We start from the raw sequence: 18,492 nt of genomic DNA, 5'->3' as shown, positions 1-18,492 counted from the left end.
CAGGCTGCAAAAATAATGAAATTAGTATGTATTTACTACTATTAGCTTGAAACTAGGGGTCTTTCTTCTCCAAACGTTCGGTTTCAACCGGCTTATTATCGCGATTATTGTCGCGTAGGCTGGCGTTTCCGAAGGTATATTTAAAGCTTACCCGGTAGAGTCTGGATTCGGGTTGGGCGAAATAACTGTTATTCTGATTGTAGTATTTTGAAACCACAGGGACGTTATAAGTATCCAGTACATCATTTATCCCCGCAGTAATACTGGCGGTGTTATTCCAAAATGATTTCCGAATAGAAAAAGACAGCGAAAACTGATTGCCGTAATCGTGAGAAGCATAGATAAAATCGGAAAGATACGTTGCGGTAATGTCTCCGGACCAACTTCTGTCTTTGGTTATTGTAAGTCCGTTATAAATCTGCCCATACACCCCATACGTACTGTTAACATAGGTTTCTTCAACGCTTTCCATGGCGTAGAATTCGTTTTCAAAATAAAATCCGGAGGTATACAAACTCATATACCACCAGGAAGTTAGGGAGGAGACGTGTACTATATCCAGACTGTATTGAAATTCCTTAATTAAATTGGCGTCTTCGGTACGTAGTATTTGCGCCTCATTATCCTGAAAGCGCAACAAGCTTAATGCGTCCTTTGTTTGCTGATAATACAGATCGAAAAACCATTTGCTTTTATGACTGTAGCTTAATGTAATCTTTTCGTCGATGGCCGGCACCAGATTCGGATTCCCTCCATTGAAATTGTTTTCATTTAAAAAATACTTAAACGGATTTAAACTCTGGTATCTCGGGCGCTGAATATGTCTCGCATAACTCAATCCTATGGAATTAAAGTCGTTGATATGATATTGCAGTGAACCCGCCGGAAACCAATCGAGATATTCCTGGGTGTTTACAATCCCTAGAGATTGTGAGTCTCCATTTACCTTGGTAAATTCTGTTCGTAGTCCCAATGTGAATTGCCACTTAGTCCATTCTTTCGAAAAGTTGAAATAGGCAGCATAAATCGATTCTTCATAGTCAAAAGAATCGGATAAAGCGGGATTGAATTGCATGCTGTTATTCACCGTGTTAAAATAATCGAGCCCGCTTTGGGTGTCGATATTCGAATATTTAACCCCTGCGTCAATAGTTGAAGATTCTAAGGGTATGTTTAAATCCAATCCTGTGGTAAGTATGTTGCTTTGCTGCAAGGATTTTGTAAAAAAGCTGCTTTCTCTAATAAAATCTCCGTTGGGTAAAAAATAGTTGGTAATTACATCTTGATTTTGGTCTTCGTCGTACAAAATGTAATTGGCAGTTGCGGCTAGACTGGAACCTTTTTCATCGAGAATGGTTTTATACTCTCCTGTAAAAGCGAGGTTGTACTGATTGTTTTTCAAATCGCTGTTGGTCAAGAACGTGGAATCCAATTGTTGTTGTGCATTGGCAATTTCGGCAGCAACCGTATTTGTAAATTGTTTGTTAGGCGAGACAAATATGTTTGATGAGAAGCTTAACGTATTCTTTTCATTAATTGAAAAGTCGGCTATAAGATTTCCCTGATGCACATACGATTTTGTAGTTCTGGTAAAATCGGTATTCCAAATAGATTTTATATCTCCGCTTGGCTCATAAAAGACGATTTCATCGAATTGGTCTTTGTATTCTTTCTTCGGATTAAAACTATACCCTGTATAAAAGTTAACCCAATCATTCTTGTAGAAATGCGATGTCCCAATGGAATATTTTGGATAGACTGCCTGTTCGTAACGTCCGTTGATAACTCCTTTATACCCAACCGAAATGGCTCTTGAAGTAATAATATTAAGAACAGCACCTGCTTCGGCGTCGTAATTTGCTGAAGGATTGCTTATTACTTCAACCGATTTAATAATTGAAGCATCCACATTTTTTAAAAGTGAAGCCGCTTCGGTAGCCGACAGATAGACTCTTTTTCCGTTAATAAATATAAGTGTGGGTTTGCTTTTAATGGTCACCTGATCCTGAATTACAATAACACCGGGTGTTTTTGTGAGTAAGTCGAAGGTGTTTCCGGTAGATAAAGAGGTGTTTTCAACATTAAAAATTAGTTTTCCCGGCTCTTTCTGAATAGTTGGTCTTCTAACTTCCACGACCGTTTCGCCCAATGCCTCGGGTGCTTCAGCAAGTGTGATGATGCCCAGGTCAAGTGTTTCAGAAATAAGGACACTATTGGTAATAGATTGATAACCAATATAGCTGAACTCAAGAGTATAGTTTCCGGCAACCAGATTATTCAGTAAAAATAATCCGTCATCATCTGTGGAAGTTCCTGCTGAAGGCTGTCCGGACCCTTCTGTATAAAGTAAGACTGTCACAAGTGGCAGAGGATTGTTTTTATCGTCTACAACCTTCCCCTTAACCGAAGCGGTTTGAGCCAAGATGGGTGTTGCGCAAAACAACAGCAGTATCAGGGTTAGAAAGGTTTTCATCTCAGACAGCAGCTTTGTTTAAGGTTTGTTAGTTTTCAATTAGTGCTCTTCCCGGGGAGCTAAAAGAAGAGTTATCAGTAAGCTGCCTATACAAAGATGTCAATTATTTTTTTAATAGGAATTGTCCTATATTCATTTTTTTAGTGTCTCAGGTGCAGTTAATTAAATAATGCTGGCTTTTTAAGCTATATTTGCAGCCTTAAATGCATCGAGGACGCTGTTATGAAGAATATTAGAAATTTTTGCATCATTGCACACATAGATCACGGGAAGAGTACCTTAGCCGATCGTTTGTTGGATGCCACCGGATCAGTAACTAGTCGGGAGAAACAAGATCAGTTGCTGGACAATATGGATTTGGAGCGTGAACGCGGTATTACCATTAAAAGTCATGCCATTCAGATGGATTATGTTTATGAAGGAGAGCACTATATACTAAACCTAATTGATACTCCCGGACACGTAGATTTTTCATACGAAGTTTCCAGGTCGATTGCCGCCTGTGAAGGGGCATTATTGGTTGTCGATGCTGCTCAGAGTATTCAGGCGCAAACTATTTCGAATTTATACTTGGCCCTGGAAAATGATTTGGAAATCATTCCTGTACTTAATAAAGTAGATCTTCCTTCGGCAAGCCCGGAAGAGGTAACCGATGACATTGTAGATTTATTGGGTTGTAAGCATGAAGATGTAATCCCTGCGAGTGCCAAAACGGGAATTGGGATTGAAGAAATATTAAAAGCAATTATCGAACGAGTTCCTCCACCTAAAGGAAATCCCGAGGAATCTTTGCAAGCCTTGATTTTCGATTCGGTTTACAATCCGTTTCGAGGTGTTGAAACCTATTTTAGGGTTCTCAATGGAGAAATTAGAAAAGGACAACACATAAAATTTATGGCAACCGGCAAATCCTATTTTGCCGATGAAGTAGGCACGCTCAAACTCAAGCAACAGCCCAAAGATGTTATAAGAACCGGAGACGTGGGTTACCTCATCACCGGAATTAAAGAAGCGAAAGAAGTAAAGGTAGGAGACACTATTACCGATTCAAAACGTCCTACCACCAATATGATTGAAGGTTTTGAGGATGTAAAGCCTATGGTTTTTGCAGGAATCTATCCCGTAGATACCGAAGATTACGAAGAACTTCGTTCCTCCATGGAAAAATTGCAACTTAACGATGCTTCGTTGGTTTTTATTCCCGAAAGTTCCATGGCGCTAGGGTTTGGTTTCCGATGTGGTTTCTTAGGAATGTTGCATCTGGAAATTATTCAGGAGCGATTGGAGAGGGAATTCGATATGACGGTAATTACCACCGTTCCCAACGTATCGTATCATGCATATACCAACCGGGAACCAAATACTATAGTTTTAGTCAATAATCCATCCGATTTGCCCGAGCCTTCTTCGTTAAATCGAGTGGAAGAGCCTTATATAAAAGCTACCATCATTACGAAATCCGATTTTGTAGGTTCAGTGATGTCCCTTTGTATTGAAAAAAGAGGAGAAATTACAAATCAGACATACTTAACGACAGAACGTGTTGAGCTTTCATTTGATATGCCATTGGCTGAAATTGTGTTCGATTTCTATGACCGATTAAAAACGGTTTCGAAAGGCTATGCTTCTTTTGATTATTCGCCTATTGGAATGCGCACATCACAACTTGTAAAAGTTGATGTGTTGTTAAACGGAAATATTGTCGATGCGCTTTCTGCCTTATTGCACAAGGACAATGCCTATGATATAGGAAAGAAAATGTGCGAAAAGCTTCGGCAGCTTATTCCGAGGCAACAGTTCGATATTCCAATACAAGCAGCTATTGGCGCAAAAATTATTTCGAGAGAAACCGTAAAGGCACTTCGAAAGGATGTAACTGCAAAATGTTACGGTGGTGATATTTCACGAAAACGAAAGCTATTGGAAAAGCAGAAAAAAGGAAAGAAGAGAATGAGACAGGTTGGTAACGTTGAAATTCCACAGGAAGCTTTTATGGCAGTACTTAAGTTGAACGACTAATTACCCTTATTCAAACTAATTATATAAATCCGAAGCACAAGAGCTTCGGATTTTTTTGTATCTTTTTCTAAATGAAATCGTGCATTTTTTCCATCGCTTTAACGCTCACATCCACTTGCTTTTCTCAAAACACTTCTTCCGTTGAGATAGACTCCTTGCTTTTCAGGGCACAACAGTTTTACAAAACCCATCAGGACAGTGCTTTATATTATTCCAACATTGCTTTTGTAAAAGCTAAAGAGCTTAACAACGTAAAACTCATTGGGAAAACCGTGGCGCAAAAGACCACTTATCTCATCAGTAAAAAAAAGTATACAGAAGCCGAAAGATTATTAAATATTAACATCGAAAATGCTTCAAAAATATCACCGTTCGACCTCGGTGTTACCTACGCAAATATGGGGGCCATAAATTCGCTTAAAGAACACAGAGATACGGCACTCGAGAATTATTTAAGCGCAATTAATATTTTTGAAGAAATAAGTGAATATCCCTATCTCGCCAGAACCTATTTAAACATTGGAGTAATTTATGAAAACGAAGGTGAGATAGCGCAGGCAGACTTTTTTTATGACAAATCACTATACTATTCCGGTCTCGATAAGAACAATGGTATGTCTGTAACGCATGACAACATTAAAAGAGGAGGAGAAGATGACTTTGAAACTAAACTGAAAATAAGCAACGACGCATTAAAAAGCATCGAAAATCCTTCGCAATCAAGATTAGCGGCTGTTATTTATCACGATTTAAGCAAAAATTATATCGACCATTCAAAGTATGAGGAAGCAATTGAAAGTGCCAAAAAAGCGATTGAAATAAAAAACAATATTGGGTATCTGGAAAATATAGACTTCTCTTATTTCATCTTAGGGAAATCACAGGTTCGGCTCAATAGAAATGAAGAAGGCATCAGGAATCTTGAAAGGGCCATTGCTCTTACTGAAAAAAGGTCACTTACCGCTTTAATGTATGAGATGATTGTTATTGGATACAGGAACAAATCCGATTTTAAAAATGCGTTCAATTATTCCGAACAACTTTCAAAAATAAAAGATTCCATTGCTTCCTTTCAGGAAAACGAACGTATTGCCGAAATAACCGGAAAGTACAATGTCGAAAAACAGACCAATGAAATTCTAAGGCTGGAAAAGGCCAATCAGGAAAACGAACTTTTGCTGTCCCGACAGAGAAGCAATAGGTGGCAGTGGGCAACACTCTCCATTTTATTTCTAATTAGTTCTCTCTTTCTTGGCAGAAAACTCAGTACATATATAAAAAGAGTAAAAACAATAGAGATTGAAAAAGCTGCCATTGTGAAAAAGGTCGAGGCAAAATATATTGCCTTAAATAATAAGGTGAAAGTGTATGTAAAAGAATTGGACTATATAAAATCTGACGGGAATTATCTCGAGTTCTATTCGGGAAACAAAAAAGTGATTGACAGAAATAAACTGAAAGAAATTGCCGATCACTTACCTCCTAATTTTGTTCAAATACATCGCTCATTTATCATTAATAAAAATTCCGTTCAGTCCTTAAGTGCTACCTCCGTGAAACTTAAAACAGGTGTTGAAATACCTGTTTCAAGAACATTCAAACACAATCTTTCTTAATGGTTCTGTAGTTTATGTTGTTTTTCCTGTCATTCATCACATTCTCATTAGAGGAGTACTATTCGCTGTTACATTTGGAGAAAATCATAAAAATTTAAAACTATGAAAATCTCAAAATTTATCTTGTTCCTATGCTCTTTAATAGTAACAATATCATGCAGCAAAGAAGACACACCAGAAGGAACGACGAATCCTTCTTCTTTTAATTTATTGTTGGTTTCTAATAACGCAACCGAAGTGAGTTTTACACCTACGTTTACATGGCAAGAGAGTTCAGGTCCTAATGGGGAAACTATCACTTACGATCTCTATATTCAAAAAGCCAACGAAGTTCCGGACGGCTCTTTACCAACGCAATTGTATAGTGGAAATTTAACAACCAACACGCACACTTTAACAACTCCTCTTTTGGCGAGTACTGCCTACAAGTGGTACGTGAAATCTAAAAACAGTTCAGGGGGGAGTACAAACAGCAGCAGCGTTTTCTCATTTGTTACCGCAGAAGTTGACAATTTACCTCCCGAAGAGTTTTTCCTCCTACTGCCATTGGACAACGAAATTGATATTCCTTCCAGTACTGTATTAACTTGGGAGGCATCCTCAGATCCCGAAGGTAGACCTATTAGTTACCGTGTGTTTTTGGGTATTAACATTCCAGATACACAAATTGGTAATAATTTACCGGATACCTCATTGCCTGTAGGATCTTTACTCCCAAATACGGTATATGCCTGGTATGTACAGGCGCTTGACGACGCCGGTAACATTCGAAATTCGAGCATTTTCCAATTTACAACAGCAGATTCTTCCTCGTCTGGAAATTACATTCTTGTTTCTTCGAATTCTATCCCCGGACAGCAGGGTCGATTTGGTCACCAAATGGTCGATTACAACGGAAAGCTTTATATTATTGGAGGAAGTGTATTAAATGACGACAACACCGGAGGAGAATACAACGATGTTTGGAGTAGCGATGACGAGGGTGACACATGGACATTGGTAAAAGGCAATACCCCTGAAATTGGTTTTGTGAGAAGTGATGAACATCAAGCCGTCGTCTTCAACAACGAAATTTGGGTGCTAAATGGCAATAGAAATACAGCACACAAAAGTTCCGACGGTGTTACCTGGGAAAATATGCAGTTTACAGGGAATGTGAGTATGGGGACTCATTATGACCCTCGCCACCAACACCAAGCTGTGGTTTTTAACGGCAGATTGTATATCATTGGAGGGAGTGCCGGAGGAATCCTGCGAAATGACGTGTGGAGTACCGATGGTGTCCCTGATAATGACGGCAAAATTACTTGGATTAAAGAAACCGATGATGCAGGTTTTGAGCCTAGAGTTGGACATCAGGTCGTGATTTTTAATAACAAATTTTATCTAACAGGCGGATACATTCAAGGAGGGCAAAGAATGAATGACGTATGGTCATCTACAGACGGGATAAACTGGACTTTGGTAACAGCAGCGGCTCCTTATACCGAAAGAACCGAACATGTTCTGGTGGTCCAAAAGGACGGACAAGCAATGTGGTTAATTGGAGGAGATGGAATCGATCCTAATACGGGAACTACGGTAGATTCATTAAACGATTCATGGAAAACCACAAACGGCACCGATTGGGTAGAGGAGAGTCATCATGTTACAGACGATACTCCGTCAAATGTCTTTAAGGGTAGAAAAGAATTTGATGCTGTTGGCGGCAATGGCCACATTATTATTACTATGGGTAAAAATGGGACTCAGTTGTTAAACGATACATGGAAACGGCCTAACTAACCAATTTTTAGCCAGAAAGACGCCCGGTCTTATTTATAGAAATAAGGCTGGGCTTCTTATTTATAATATTTTACGTTTAACCTCCTCCGCAGTTAGCGCCGGCTGCTTCCAATCCCGCCACATACACCTCGAAGGATGTTCCGGTATTCTCACCGTTAACGGTAGCGTTACCGTTACCGTCGTCACAAACTTCAAAGGTTGCTGTTTGGGGTGAGCTGCACGAAATACAGGTTTGAGTGTCGTCCTTTTTACAGGAAAAACACACTATATAAAGAATAAGAAAGGTAAGAATTCGTTCCTGCTGCCGCATTAGATTGATTTGTGAAGTTATAACGAGATCGCGTCTTAATTATTTTTCGTGATGGGCTTATTTCCCTCACGGGTTGCATTTACCACATCTTCAAAATCCATTGGCTTGCCCAGATACACCAAATGACAGTCTTTAGTAACCTCAATCTCATTGGGATTACCAATTATATCTAAAAATCCATCCGGTCGTTTCAAAAATAACGCAGCGGCATTGTCATCGCCTTCAATTATATTTATAAGCTTTAAAAATTGCTTCTGAGAATCTACCGGAAATTCCTGAATCGATGGAAAATTATTCGCCACCTGTGTAAGTTGCAAATAATTATGTGTTGTTAAAAACAGCTCTTTCGAATCTAAATTTGTCTGATTGATAGCTTCTTCCGAATTCATCAATCTAAAAATTCCCGTTTCCCCAAACTCTTTTCCGAAGCGATTAATTGCGTGTTTGTTAATTTCATCGTTCCCGGTCATTGCCAGTAAATAACCCACGTCGCTCAGCTCAATATTATCGGCTAATTCACTGGAATAAATATTTGCATTTATGGCTTCCAGCCCCAGTTCTTTGGCCATACTAATGCTTTGACGGTTGGAATCAACCAGCACTACATGCCGGTTGTTTTTCTGAAGATACGTTGCTATAAGTCGCGACGCCTTTGAGGCGCCCACAATAAGAATTCCTTCCGAAGTCTTTAAAAATACTCCAACAACTTTTGCAAAAAATCGAGCTGTAGTTGCGTTTAGCAACACTGTTGTTAACACCACCGCAAAAACCAAAGGGGTAATATATTCTGCTCCGGGCTCGCCGCTTATTACTAGTTTGGTTCCAAATAAGGAAGCAATCCCAGCCGCTACGATACCTCTGGGACCGACCCAGCTAATAAAGACTTTCTCGTTCGTTTTTAAGGTCGAGCCATGTGTGCTCACAAAGACACTCAACGGCCTGAGCACAAATATTACAATGGCCAACAAAATCGCTGTTTTCCAGTTATACACCAGCAACAAATCATCCAGACTTATATTGGCCGCTAACAGAATAAACAATATAGAAATTAACAATACGCTTAAAGATTCCTTGAAATAAAGTAATTCCTTTAAGCTAGGAAGATCACTGTTGCCAAGGTACATTCCCATAACCACAACGGCAAGCAAGCCCGACTCATGGGCAAACAAATCGCTCAAGACAAAGACCATTAAGACAATAGACAGCGACACTACATTTAAAAGGTAATGGGGAATGATTTTACGTTTTACGGCTTGATATAAAGCAAATCCTCCTGTAATTCCAAAGGAAAATCCAATTAGCAATATCTTTCCGAATTCCAGCAATGCCTGTTTGGAATATCCTACATTTCCACCAATAGTTATAAATTCGAAAATTAAAACCGCTACCAAGGCACCAATAGGATCGATTAAAATTCCTTCCCATTTTAATACTGCCGAAACATCCTTTTTTAAAGGAATATTTCGAAGAATAGGGGTAATAACGGTTGGCCCTGTTACTATAATTAATGCCGCAAACAAAAAGGATATCCTCCAGTTGAGTCCGAAAACAAAATGAGCGGCTAATCCGGCACCGATAAAGGTTATGGTGGCGCCTAAACTGATTAGTTTTCCAATTACCGGGCCCACCTTCGATATTTCTCCGCGCTTCAGTGTAAGGCTTCCTTCAAATAGTATAATCCCAATAGCCAAAGACACAAAATAAAATAAATTCTCTCCCGGAAATAATCCACTTTCATTATTCCAAATAGGCCGAATCCATTGTGAGCCGTCCTCGGTTATCAAAGTTGAAATAGGACCCACCAAAAGACCTATAAGAATTAAGGGGAGAATTGCCGGAATTTTAAACTTCCAGGCAACCCATTGTGCCAAAATTCCTAAAATTATTATTCCTGCGAGTTCGAGCATATGTGTTAGTTCCTCTAAATATTAGCCTGCAATTTAGGATAAAAGTCAGGTTTTTGTTAAAAATAGTATAATTAATTAACTCCAACTTTACCAGAGTGTAACGCTTTTAGTATTTTGCATCACTTTTGTATTTCTATGAGGTTATACCCTATTGAGGCCGGAAATTTTAAATTGGATGGTGGTGCCATGTTTGGTGTTGTTCCTAAATCGTTGTGGTCTAGAACCAATCCTGCCGATAGCAATAATATGATTGATATAGCGGCACGCTGTTTGCTTATTGAAAACGGCGACCGATTAACACTTGTCGACACGGGAATGGGGAATAAACAGAGTGATAAATTTTACGGCTACTACTATCCCTGGGGAGATTTTACCTTAGATAATTCTTTGAAAAAACTAGGATTTCACCGGGATGATATCACCGACGTTTTTATGACTCATTTGCATTTTGACCATTGCGGCGGAAGTGTTCAATGGAACAAAGATAAAACCGGATATGAACCTGCCTTTAAAAACGCAACGTTCTGGAGCAATGAACGCCATTGGAAATGGGCCACACAGCCTAACCGTCGCGAAAAAGCTTCGTTTTTGGAAGAAAATATTCTTCCCATGCAAGATAGCGGCCAACTTAAGTTTGTCGCGAACCCGATTACAGATTTTAGTGAGGCAAAGGAGTTGGATTTCGGGATATTTTTTGCCGATGGACATACCGAAAAGCAAATGATTCCCCATATCGAATACGAAGGAAAAACAATTGTCTTTATGGCCGATTTGCTGCCTACTGCAGGTCATTTGCCCATTCCTTTTGTAATGGGTTACGACACCCGACCTTTGCTCACACTTCCTGAAAAAGAAAAATTTTTAACTGCGGCGGCAGACCATAACTATTACCTATTTTTAGAGCACGATGCTCACAACCAGATTATAACCGTAAAACATACCGAGAAAGGCATTCGTCTAGATTCGGTTTTTACTTTTAATGAACTTTTTAATTAATTATACTTCGATGAAAATTTTAAAAACGACCCTCCTTGCTGCTGTATCGGCCGCAATGCTCACCGGCTGCGGGAGCAGCGTGGCACCAATGGTTTCTACCCCAATTGAAAATGTGGATACCCTTCCGCTCAAAACGACCGATCTTACCGAAGTTCAATATAAAGAATGGAGCGCCTTAGACTTGTTGACGGATACAATTCCCGGGATGAGTGTAAATAAGGCCTATTCACAAATTGTCGCCAACAGAAAAGGTCAAAAAGTAATTGTGGGTGTGATTGATAGCGGTATCGATATTGAACATGAGGACTTGAAAAATGTAATATGGGTAAATAAGGGAGAGATTGCCGGTAACGGGAAAGATGATGATAATAACGGCTATGTGGACGATGTACACGGATGGAATTTTCTGGGAGATATTGTTGCTGAAAACATGGAATACGTTCGCTATTTGAAAAAATTGGCTCCTAAATTTGAAGGAAAGAATGATGCTTCAGTAAGCGCAGCAGACCGTGCCGAATTTGCTTTGTACCAAAAAGCAAAGGCCGAATATGAAAAAGAGTATCAAGAAGCTTTGGGCTCTAAAGCACAGTATGAGCAAATATTGTCTCAGGTAAAACCGGCTCACGCTTCAATTTCAAAAAAATTAGGAAAAGAAAAATATACCAAGCAAGAACTTGCAGCGATTCAAAATCCTACTTCCGAAGAACAACAACACATTGGAATGCTCACCCAAATGCTCAATTTTGGCGACACTGTTCCTGAAGTAATAAAACAACTTACGGAAGGCATCGAATATTTCGGTGGAAGACTGGATACGCATTTTAACCTTCAGAAAGATTTCAGAACGGTCTTGGGTGATAATCCCGACGATATCAACGATAAATTCTATGGCAACGGAGATGTTGACGGTCCGGACCCTAAAAAAGCAGATGCTCGACACGGTACTCACGTGGCGGGAATTATCGCTGCAGAACGTAACAATGGAATAGGAATGAACGGTGTTGCAAACAATGTAGAAATTATGGTGGTTCGTGCTGTCCCTGATGGTGACGAATACGACAAAGATATCGCCTTGGCCATTCGCTATGCGGTTGACAACGGTGCAAAAGTGATCAACACTAGCTTCGGAAAGTACTATTCTCCGCATCCGCAGTGGGTATGGGATGCTATTAAGTACGCTTCAGAGAAGGACGTTTTAATTGTAAATGCAGCCGGAAATGAAGGTTTCAATCTGGACACCATTCAGGTTTATCCAAACGACCAAGAAGGCGTTGAGGCCGAAATGGGAGACACCTTTATTACCATTGGAGCGCTTAACTACAAATACGGCGGGGAGATGGTTGCAGATTTTTCAAATTACGGAAAATCGAACGTGGATGTTTTCGGACCCGGTGTAAAAATCTGGTCGACTACCCCTTTAAATACCTACGAATACCTTCAGGGGACTTCGATGGCTGCTCCTGCGGTGGCCGGTGTGGCTGCGATGATTAGATCGTATTACCCTTCTCTTTCAGCAAAACAAGTAAAACAAATTTTAATGGATAGCGGGTTATCTTCAAAAACACCTGTAGTCTTAGGAGGAGATCCTTCGAACACCGATAATTTTACTGCAGTTTCAAAAAGCGGAAAAATGGTGAATTTATATAACGCCTTGATTATGGCCGATAAAATTTCCAAATAATGAATAGAGTTCTAGCAAGCATATTCACACTACTACTGGTTGCCACTGCAGTGGGACAAAATACAACCGGTTACTGGCAACAAAAGGTCGATTACAAAATGGAAATCGACATGGATGTTAAAACCTATCAATATAAAGGAAAACAGGATTTGGTGTATACCAATAATTCTCCCGATACCTTAAACAGGGTATTTTATCATCTGCATTTTAATGCCTTTCAGCCCGGAAGTGAAATGGATGTGCGATCACAGACTATTTCTGATGCCGACGATAGAGTGGCAGACAAAATTTCAAAGTTAACACCGTCAGAAATAGGCTATATAAAACCCACCTTGTTAACTCAGGATGGGAAGCCCGTAAAATATGAAGTGGTTGGAACCATCCTTGAAGTTACCTTGAATACATCAATCTTGCCCGGAAAAAGCACCTCGTTTCATATGGATTGGGACGCACAGGTTCCTTTACAAGTTAGAAGAAGCGGGCGCAATAACGAAGAGGGCATCGCTCTTTCAATGACGCAATGGTACCCGAAACTGGCAGAATATGATTTTGAAGGATGGCATGCCGATCCGTATATCGCGAGAGAATTTCACGGAGTTTGGGGAGATTACGATGTAAGAATTACAATTAATTCGGATTATACAATTGGTGGTTCCGGCTACCTTCAAAATCCGGCAGAAATTGGTCACGGGTATCAGGAACCCGGTCAAAAAACCATGAAGCCTGTAAAAGGAAAATACACATGGCACTTTGTAGCGCCCAATGTACACGATTTTACCTGGGCTGCAGACAACAACTATATTCACGATGTTTACAAAGGACCAAACGGAGTAGACTTACACTTTTTCTATAAAAACAAGCCTGAAATTATTGAAAACTGGAAGAATTTACAGCCAAAAACGGCCGAGTTGATGGAATATTTCAACAAGCATCTTGGGCCTTACCCTTACAAACAATATTCGGTGATTCAAGGGGGTGACGGCGGTATGGAATATGCAATGTGTACCCTTATTACAGGAGAGCGTAAGTTCGAAAGTCTGGTAGGAGTTACCGCACACGAATTGGCACATACCTGGTTTCAGTTTTTGTTGGCGACCAATGAGAGCAAACACGAATGGATGGATGAAGGGTTTACCTCTTATATTTCAGGAGAAGCCATGAATGTGGTGATGAAAGAAAACGATCCCAATCCGCATGCCGGTTCTTATCGGGGTTATACATTTTTAGCTAAAAGCGGCAAAGAGCAGCCGCAAAGCACGCACGCCGACCGATACGACAGCAATCGTGGCTATGGTATCTCTGCTTATAGCAAAGGAGCCGTTTTTCTGGCGCAGTTGGGTTATGTAATTGGGGAAGAAAATTTACAGAAAACATTGAAGCGTTACTTTAGCGAGTGGAAATTTAAACATCCTACTCCCAACGATTTTATTCGGGTAGCCGAAAAAGTTTCGGGCTTCGAGCTCGATTGGTATCTAACAGATTGGACGCTAACAACTAATACGATCGATTACGGAATTAAAAGTGTGTCTGACACAGATGGAAAAACAACCGTTACACTGGAGCGAGTTGGTTTGATGCCTATGCCTATCGATTTGTATGTACAATACGAAGACGGAACTCAGGAGTCGTTTTACATTCCGTTGCAAATGGCACGTGCCGAAAAACCAAATCCTTTTCCGGACTGGAAGCGCACTGTCTTGAAAGATTGGGCCTGGGCATATCCCACCTATTCTTTTGAAATTCCTTCAGGAAAAAAGGTAAAAACCATGATGATAGACGCGACAATGCGTATGGCGGATATCAATCCGGAGAATAACGGCTACGGATTAAACTAATTGCATTTCTAATGCTGAAGAACCCGCTGCTACCAGGCGGGTTTTTTTATGAAGTATTATTGTACTTTTATACTATGAATTTCCGGTTACCGAAACACGAAAAATTAAAAAGCCGCAAAACAATCGAAGCCTTGTTTTTGGAGGGTAAATCGTTGACCAAATTTCCAGTAAAAGTGTTTTATCTTCCGCTTGAAAATCTGGAAACTTTCCAGGCTGCTTTTGCAGTTCCAAAGCGAAATTTTAAAAGTGCCGTGACTAGAAATCGTATAAAAAGGCAGCTTCGGGAAACGTATCGCCTTCAAAAAGAGGTGTTGCGCGCTAATAACGGCCCAAAATTTGCGTTGTTATTTTTATATATTAGTAAGGACAAACCGCAGTACGTCACTTTGGAGGCTTCCATGCGATTTCTGCTTAAACTTTTAGCAAATGAAACTATTTAGCAGTATACTTTTTTTGTTTTTTTTAGCCTGTGGCGGACCTGCATCCGATAATGGAGTAATGGTGGCCGATGAAGAAATGGCCGGTTATAAGTTGGAGCCTGAAATGGCTAGTATGGATGGGGTTTTACAATCGATAGATGGCTCGGAAAGCACTGAAATTCAGGAGCAAAAAATCATTAAGACAGCTAATTTGGTTTTTGAAACACAAAAGCCCGAAGAAACACACCAAAAAATTCTTCAACTGGCGCAGCAATACAAAGGGACTGTACAAAACGACAACAGCGGAAAGGGCTATAACCGCTTATTCCGAAATCTTACAGTGCGAGTTCCTACCGAAAGCTTTCATAATTTTATTGCCGGCGTTTCCGAAGGAGTTGATTACTTCGATCAGCGTGAAATCTCACAACAAGACGTCTCCGAAGAGTTTGTAGACCTGGAAGCCCGGCTCAAAGCCAAACGAGAACTTGAAAAACGCTATCTCGAGCTGTTAAGTCAGGCGAAAAGCGTGAAAGACATGCTCGAAATTGAGCGGGAATTGTCAAATATTCGGGAAGAAATTGAAGCTAAGCAAGGTAGGCTTCAGTTTTTACAGAATCGCGTCTCGATGAGCACCGTGACCATCGAATTTTATAAAATTACTTCAGAAACAGGTATTACACAGTCCTACGGACAAAAAATGAAAAATGCTTTCCAAGGCGGTTGGGATGGAATTTCGGTATTTTTCCTTGGCTTATTATATCTGTGGCCGTTGTTTTTACTTATAGGAATCGCCATTTTAGTAATACGTTGGATTATAAGAAGACGTAAAAAGAAATAGATTATGAAAAAGAAAATTATCGTTCCCTTAATCGCACTCGGAATTTTATTCTCCGCGGCGAGTTTTAAAAGTGATTTCTTTGAAATTGCCAAGCAAATAGAAATATTTACAACGCTCTTCAAGGAGCTGAACATGAATTATGTAGATGAAGTGACTCCGGCAATTTTAATGGACAAGGCCATCAAGGGAATGCTTGAAGATCTGGATCCCTATACCGTGTATTGGAACGAACAGGCAGTAGAAGATGCGTATATCAATAATTCGGGAGCATATACCGGAATTGGCGCTACGGCTCGATCTGAAAAAGATAAAATAATCATTGTTGAACCTTATAAAGATTATCCCGCAGACAAGGCCGGACTCAAGGCAGGGGATGAGATTATTAAAATTGGAACGGTCAATATTTCCGATGTTGAAGACGATGCAGGAGAATTGTTAAAAGGCGCTCCCAACTCACAAGTTGAAGTTACTTATTTGCGTCAGGGGAAATCGAATACCACAACCATCACGCGTTCTGCGGTCGATGTTAAGGCGGTGCCCTATTTCAAATTACTAAATAACGACATTGGCTACATTGTGCTTTCTTCCTTTAACAGAAAAACAACTATGGAAACCAAAGGGGCGTTAGAAGATTTAAAATCACAAGGGGCTAAGAAAATCATCCTCGATTTACGAGGAAATCCCGGCGGATTGCTGACTGAAGCGATTAATATTGTTAATCTTTTTGTTCCGAAAGGAGAGGTGATTACCACCACCAAATCGGTGATTGAGAAGTACAACAAAACCTATAAAACCACCAAAGATCCGGTTGATACGGAAATTCCGTTGGTGGTATTGGTAAACGGCCGAAGCGCCTCAGCAAGTGAAATTGTTTCGGGTGGATTACAAGATCTGGATCGTGCCGTAATTGTTGGCGCGCGAAGTTTCGGGAAGGGGTTGGTGCAACGTCCTAAAAAGTTAACTTATGGAACTCAGTTAAAAGTTACTATTTCCCGTTATTATACTCCCAGCGGACGATGTATACAGGCGTTGGATTACTGGAATAGAGACGAAAACGGTGATCCAATTCGTGTAGATGCAAAAAAATACAATCAGTTTAAAACCAAAGGTGGCCGAACAGTTTATGACGGAGGAGGAATTTTACCCGATATTGAAGTGGAAACAGCTGTCTTTAGCCCAATTACAACGGCCTTATTAAAAGACAACGTGATATTTAACTATGCCACGCAGTATTATTACAGCCATCAAATGACCGATTCGAAGAATTTTAGCTTTTCTGAAACCGATTTTCAGGACTTTTTACGCTTTCTGAAGCAGAATAACTTCAACTACGAAACAGAAACAGAAAAGGAATTTGCCAAAGCTTTGCGCCGTGCCGAAGATGATGATCTTCAGACTGAAATTGGTTCGAGTTACAACCAATTAATGGCAGCCATAGACGTGGCAAAAGACAAGGCGGTTGTGGCAAAAAAGGCCGAAATTAAATCGTTATTGAGTGACGAAATTTTGAAGCGCTACTTCTACCGAGAAGGTTTATACGACTATCAGGTAACTCACAATCCTGAAATTTTAGAAGCCGTCTCATTGTTAAACGATACCAACAAATACAACCGAATTCTTAGGTAGTCTTGGATTCTATTTTTAAACTACCTTGATTGGAAATCCAATATGGCTTAGACATTTGCGATCCTATTAATGACGAAAATATTACGTCACAATTACGAATTCCTTTCAATAAAAGCGTACGCTCTACACAGACTTAACGCCTCATTAACACATATTTGCATTTAAATTTCGTATTTTACCGGTTATGGTACAAGTAGATAAAGCAGAAAGTACAGAAGCGATTAAAGATTCTGTCACGTATTTAGAGCACAAGGGATTTGAAAACATCAAAGCCGATATTGAGGGGTATGAAACCCCTAAGTCGTATCGAAAAAAAGGCACCGATATTTTGATAACTCCTGATATTGTAGCCGAACGGGCCGGTGTCAAACATTATTTTGAAATCAGTCTCAAGTCGCAAACTCCCACTTTGCTGAAATCGAAATGGCGCTTTTTAGACGTCCTGTCCCGTATGCGAAATGAGCGTTTTAGAATTATTACGCGCCGTGGGCATTATAAATTTACCAATGAAATGTTGGCCGATTTAAACCTTCAGAAAAACCTGATTAAGTTGTAATCATTGCAATATGCGGAATACCATCTTCAAGGTATTCTTCGCCAATGATTGAAAATCCGTGTGATTCGTAAAAACGTTTCAAATAAGTTTGCGCCGAAAGTTTTATGCTATTGGTTCCGAAATGATTTTCTATAGCTTCTATCGAAGCCTTCATAATGTCGTGACCAAAACCGTATTTTCTGTGGTTCACCTCTACAACTACACGTCCTATTGAAGCAGCTTCAAAATATACTCCGGGCGGAAAACAGCGTGTATAAGCCACAATTTTTCCGTCGTGCCATCCTAAAACATGTAATGCTTTTGCATCCTTTCCATCCAAATCCTGATACACACAATCCTGTTCTACCACAAAGATTTCACTGCGTAATTGCAATATATCGTACAATTCGTAGATGGTAAGTGCATCAAATTTTTTTACTGCTATTTCCATA

14 protein-coding genes are annotated in these 18,492 nt (G+C 40.0%); 10 read left to right on the top strand and 4 right to left on the bottom strand.

What is annotated here, in order from left to right; translation table 11 throughout:
• Window positions 1–52 precede the first annotated feature (52 nt).
• Window positions 53–2,473 carry a TonB-dependent receptor domain-containing protein gene (locus ATE92_RS05445; RefSeq protein ID WP_100802742.1) on the bottom strand — a complete coding sequence of 807 codons (2,421 nt, stop codon included), beginning with the start codon at window positions 2,471–2,473 and terminating at the stop codon, window positions 53–55.
• 222 nt (window positions 2,474–2,695) lie between these two features.
• On the opposite strand from ATE92_RS05445, the gene lepA reads away from it, so the two are divergent.
• From lepA to ATE92_RS05430, 3 genes are all read left to right on the top strand, one after another.
• Window positions 2,696–4,492 (top strand): translation elongation factor 4, encoded by a 1,797-nt coding sequence (gene lepA, locus ATE92_RS05440; RefSeq protein WP_100802741.1) that lies wholly within the window; start codon window positions 2,696–2,698, stop codon window positions 4,490–4,492.
• 71 nt (window positions 4,493–4,563) lie between these two features.
• Entirely contained in the window at window positions 4,564–6,108 is a 1,545-nt protein-coding gene (locus ATE92_RS05435; protein WP_100802740.1) for a LytTR family transcriptional regulator DNA-binding domain-containing protein, read from the top strand.
• A 102-nt stretch (window positions 6,109–6,210) separates the two neighbouring features.
• Window positions 6,211–7,893, top strand: a complete 1,683-nt coding sequence (locus ATE92_RS05430) for a hypothetical protein (RefSeq protein WP_100802739.1) — start codon at window positions 6,211–6,213, stop codon at window positions 7,891–7,893.
• A gap of 76 nt (window positions 7,894–7,969) precedes the next feature.
• Here the strand turns inward: ATE92_RS05430 and ATE92_RS05425 are convergent, their stop codons facing one another.
• Both ATE92_RS05425 and ATE92_RS05420 read right to left on the bottom strand, forming a co-directional pair.
• The gene (locus ATE92_RS05425) at window positions 7,970–8,203 is read right to left on the bottom strand and encodes a hypothetical protein (protein WP_100802738.1); all 234 of its coding nucleotides are present in this window, start codon (window positions 8,201–8,203) and stop codon (window positions 7,970–7,972) included.
• Between the two features lie 35 nt (window positions 8,204–8,238).
• The gene (locus ATE92_RS05420; protein WP_100802737.1) at window positions 8,239–10,110 is read right to left on the bottom strand and encodes a sodium:proton antiporter; all 1,872 of its coding nucleotides are present in this window, start codon (window positions 10,108–10,110) and stop codon (window positions 8,239–8,241) included.
• Window positions 10,111–10,245: 135 nt separating this feature from the next.
• Between ATE92_RS05420 and ATE92_RS05415 the strand changes: the two genes are divergently transcribed.
• The 7 genes from ATE92_RS05415 (at window position 10,246) to ATE92_RS05385 (ending at window position 18,061) form a co-directional block, all read left to right on the top strand.
• The gene (locus tag ATE92_RS05415) at window positions 10,246–11,106 is read left to right on the top strand and encodes an MBL fold metallo-hydrolase (RefSeq protein WP_100802736.1); all 861 of its coding nucleotides are present in this window, start codon (window positions 10,246–10,248) and stop codon (window positions 11,104–11,106) included.
• Between the two features lie 10 nt (window positions 11,107–11,116).
• Entirely contained in the window at window positions 11,117–12,787 is a 1,671-nt protein-coding gene (locus tag ATE92_RS05410; protein WP_100804361.1) for a S8 family peptidase, read from the top strand.
• Window positions 12,787–14,622, top strand: coding sequence for a M1 family metallopeptidase (locus ATE92_RS05405; protein ID WP_100802735.1), 1,836 nt, complete (start codon window positions 12,787–12,789; stop codon window positions 14,620–14,622). Before ATE92_RS05410 ends, ATE92_RS05405 begins: the two co-directional genes overlap by 1 nt.
• Window positions 14,623–14,696: 74 nt before the next feature.
• On the top strand, window positions 14,697–15,062 hold the full coding sequence (gene rnpA, locus ATE92_RS05400; protein WP_100802734.1) for a ribonuclease P protein component: 366 nt from the start codon (window positions 14,697–14,699) through the stop codon (window positions 15,060–15,062).
• Window positions 15,049–15,879 carry a DUF4349 domain-containing protein gene (locus ATE92_RS05395; protein WP_100802733.1) on the top strand — a complete coding sequence of 277 codons (831 nt, stop codon included), beginning with the start codon at window positions 15,049–15,051 and terminating at the stop codon, window positions 15,877–15,879. The genes rnpA and ATE92_RS05395 overlap by 14 nt, the downstream gene beginning before the upstream one ends.
• A 3-nt stretch (window positions 15,880–15,882) precedes the next feature.
• Window positions 15,883–17,505: a S41 family peptidase gene (locus ATE92_RS05390; RefSeq protein WP_100802732.1), complete on the top strand. Its 1,623-nt coding sequence runs from the start codon at window positions 15,883–15,885 to the stop codon at window positions 17,503–17,505.
• Between the two features lie 184 nt (window positions 17,506–17,689).
• Window positions 17,690–18,061 (top strand): hypothetical protein, encoded by a 372-nt coding sequence (locus ATE92_RS05385; protein ID WP_100802731.1) that lies wholly within the window; start codon window positions 17,690–17,692, stop codon window positions 18,059–18,061.
• On the opposite strand, the gene ATE92_RS05380 is transcribed toward ATE92_RS05385, so the two are convergent.
• On the bottom strand, window positions 18,051–18,491 hold the full coding sequence (locus tag ATE92_RS05380; protein ID WP_100802730.1) for a GNAT family N-acetyltransferase: 441 nt from the start codon (window positions 18,489–18,491) through the stop codon (window positions 18,051–18,053). The genes ATE92_RS05385 and ATE92_RS05380 overlap by 11 nt on opposite strands.
• Window position 18,492: the final 1 nt, after the last annotated feature.

This window comes from Ulvibacter sp. MAR_2010_11 (assembly GCF_002813135.1).
Classification (GTDB): Bacteria; Bacteroidota; Bacteroidia; order Flavobacteriales; family Flavobacteriaceae; genus Altibacter.
Note: the sequence above shows the minus strand (reverse complement) of the source record. Positions and strands in the feature narration are given on the sequence as shown.

Bases quoted from the DNA above. Each gene is read 5' to 3' on its own strand.
- rnpA (WP_100802734.1), top strand. From the start codon at position 14,697: ATGAATTTCCGGTTACCGAAACACGAAAAATTAAAAAGCCGCAAAACA.
- ATE92_RS05380 (WP_100802730.1), bottom strand. From the start codon at position 18,491: ATGGAAATAGCAGTAAAAAAATTTGATGCACTTACCATCTACGAATTG.
- ATE92_RS05415 (WP_100802736.1), top strand. From the start codon at position 10,246: ATGAGGTTATACCCTATTGAGGCCGGAAATTTTAAATTGGATGGTGGT.
- ATE92_RS05405 (WP_100802735.1), top strand. From the start codon at position 12,787: ATGAATAGAGTTCTAGCAAGCATATTCACACTACTACTGGTTGCCACT.
- ATE92_RS05385 (WP_100802731.1), top strand. From the start codon at position 17,690: ATGGTACAAGTAGATAAAGCAGAAAGTACAGAAGCGATTAAAGATTCT.
- ATE92_RS05410 (WP_100804361.1), top strand. From the start codon at position 11,117: ATGAAAATTTTAAAAACGACCCTCCTTGCTGCTGTATCGGCCGCAATG.
- ATE92_RS05435 (WP_100802740.1), top strand. From the start codon at position 4,564: ATGAAATCGTGCATTTTTTCCATCGCTTTAACGCTCACATCCACTTGC.
- lepA (WP_100802741.1), top strand. From the start codon at position 2,696: ATGAAGAATATTAGAAATTTTTGCATCATTGCACACATAGATCACGGG.
- ATE92_RS05425 (WP_100802738.1), bottom strand. From the start codon at position 8,203: ATGCGGCAGCAGGAACGAATTCTTACCTTTCTTATTCTTTATATAGTG.
- ATE92_RS05430 (WP_100802739.1), top strand. From the start codon at position 6,211: ATGAAAATCTCAAAATTTATCTTGTTCCTATGCTCTTTAATAGTAACA.
- ATE92_RS05390 (WP_100802732.1), top strand. From the start codon at position 15,883: ATGAAAAAGAAAATTATCGTTCCCTTAATCGCACTCGGAATTTTATTC.
- ATE92_RS05445 (WP_100802742.1), bottom strand. From the start codon at position 2,473: ATGAAAACCTTTCTAACCCTGATACTGCTGTTGTTTTGCGCAACACCC.
- ATE92_RS05395 (WP_100802733.1), top strand. From the start codon at position 15,049: ATGAAACTATTTAGCAGTATACTTTTTTTGTTTTTTTTAGCCTGTGGC.
- ATE92_RS05420 (WP_100802737.1), bottom strand. From the start codon at position 10,110: ATGCTCGAACTCGCAGGAATAATAATTTTAGGAATTTTGGCACAATGG.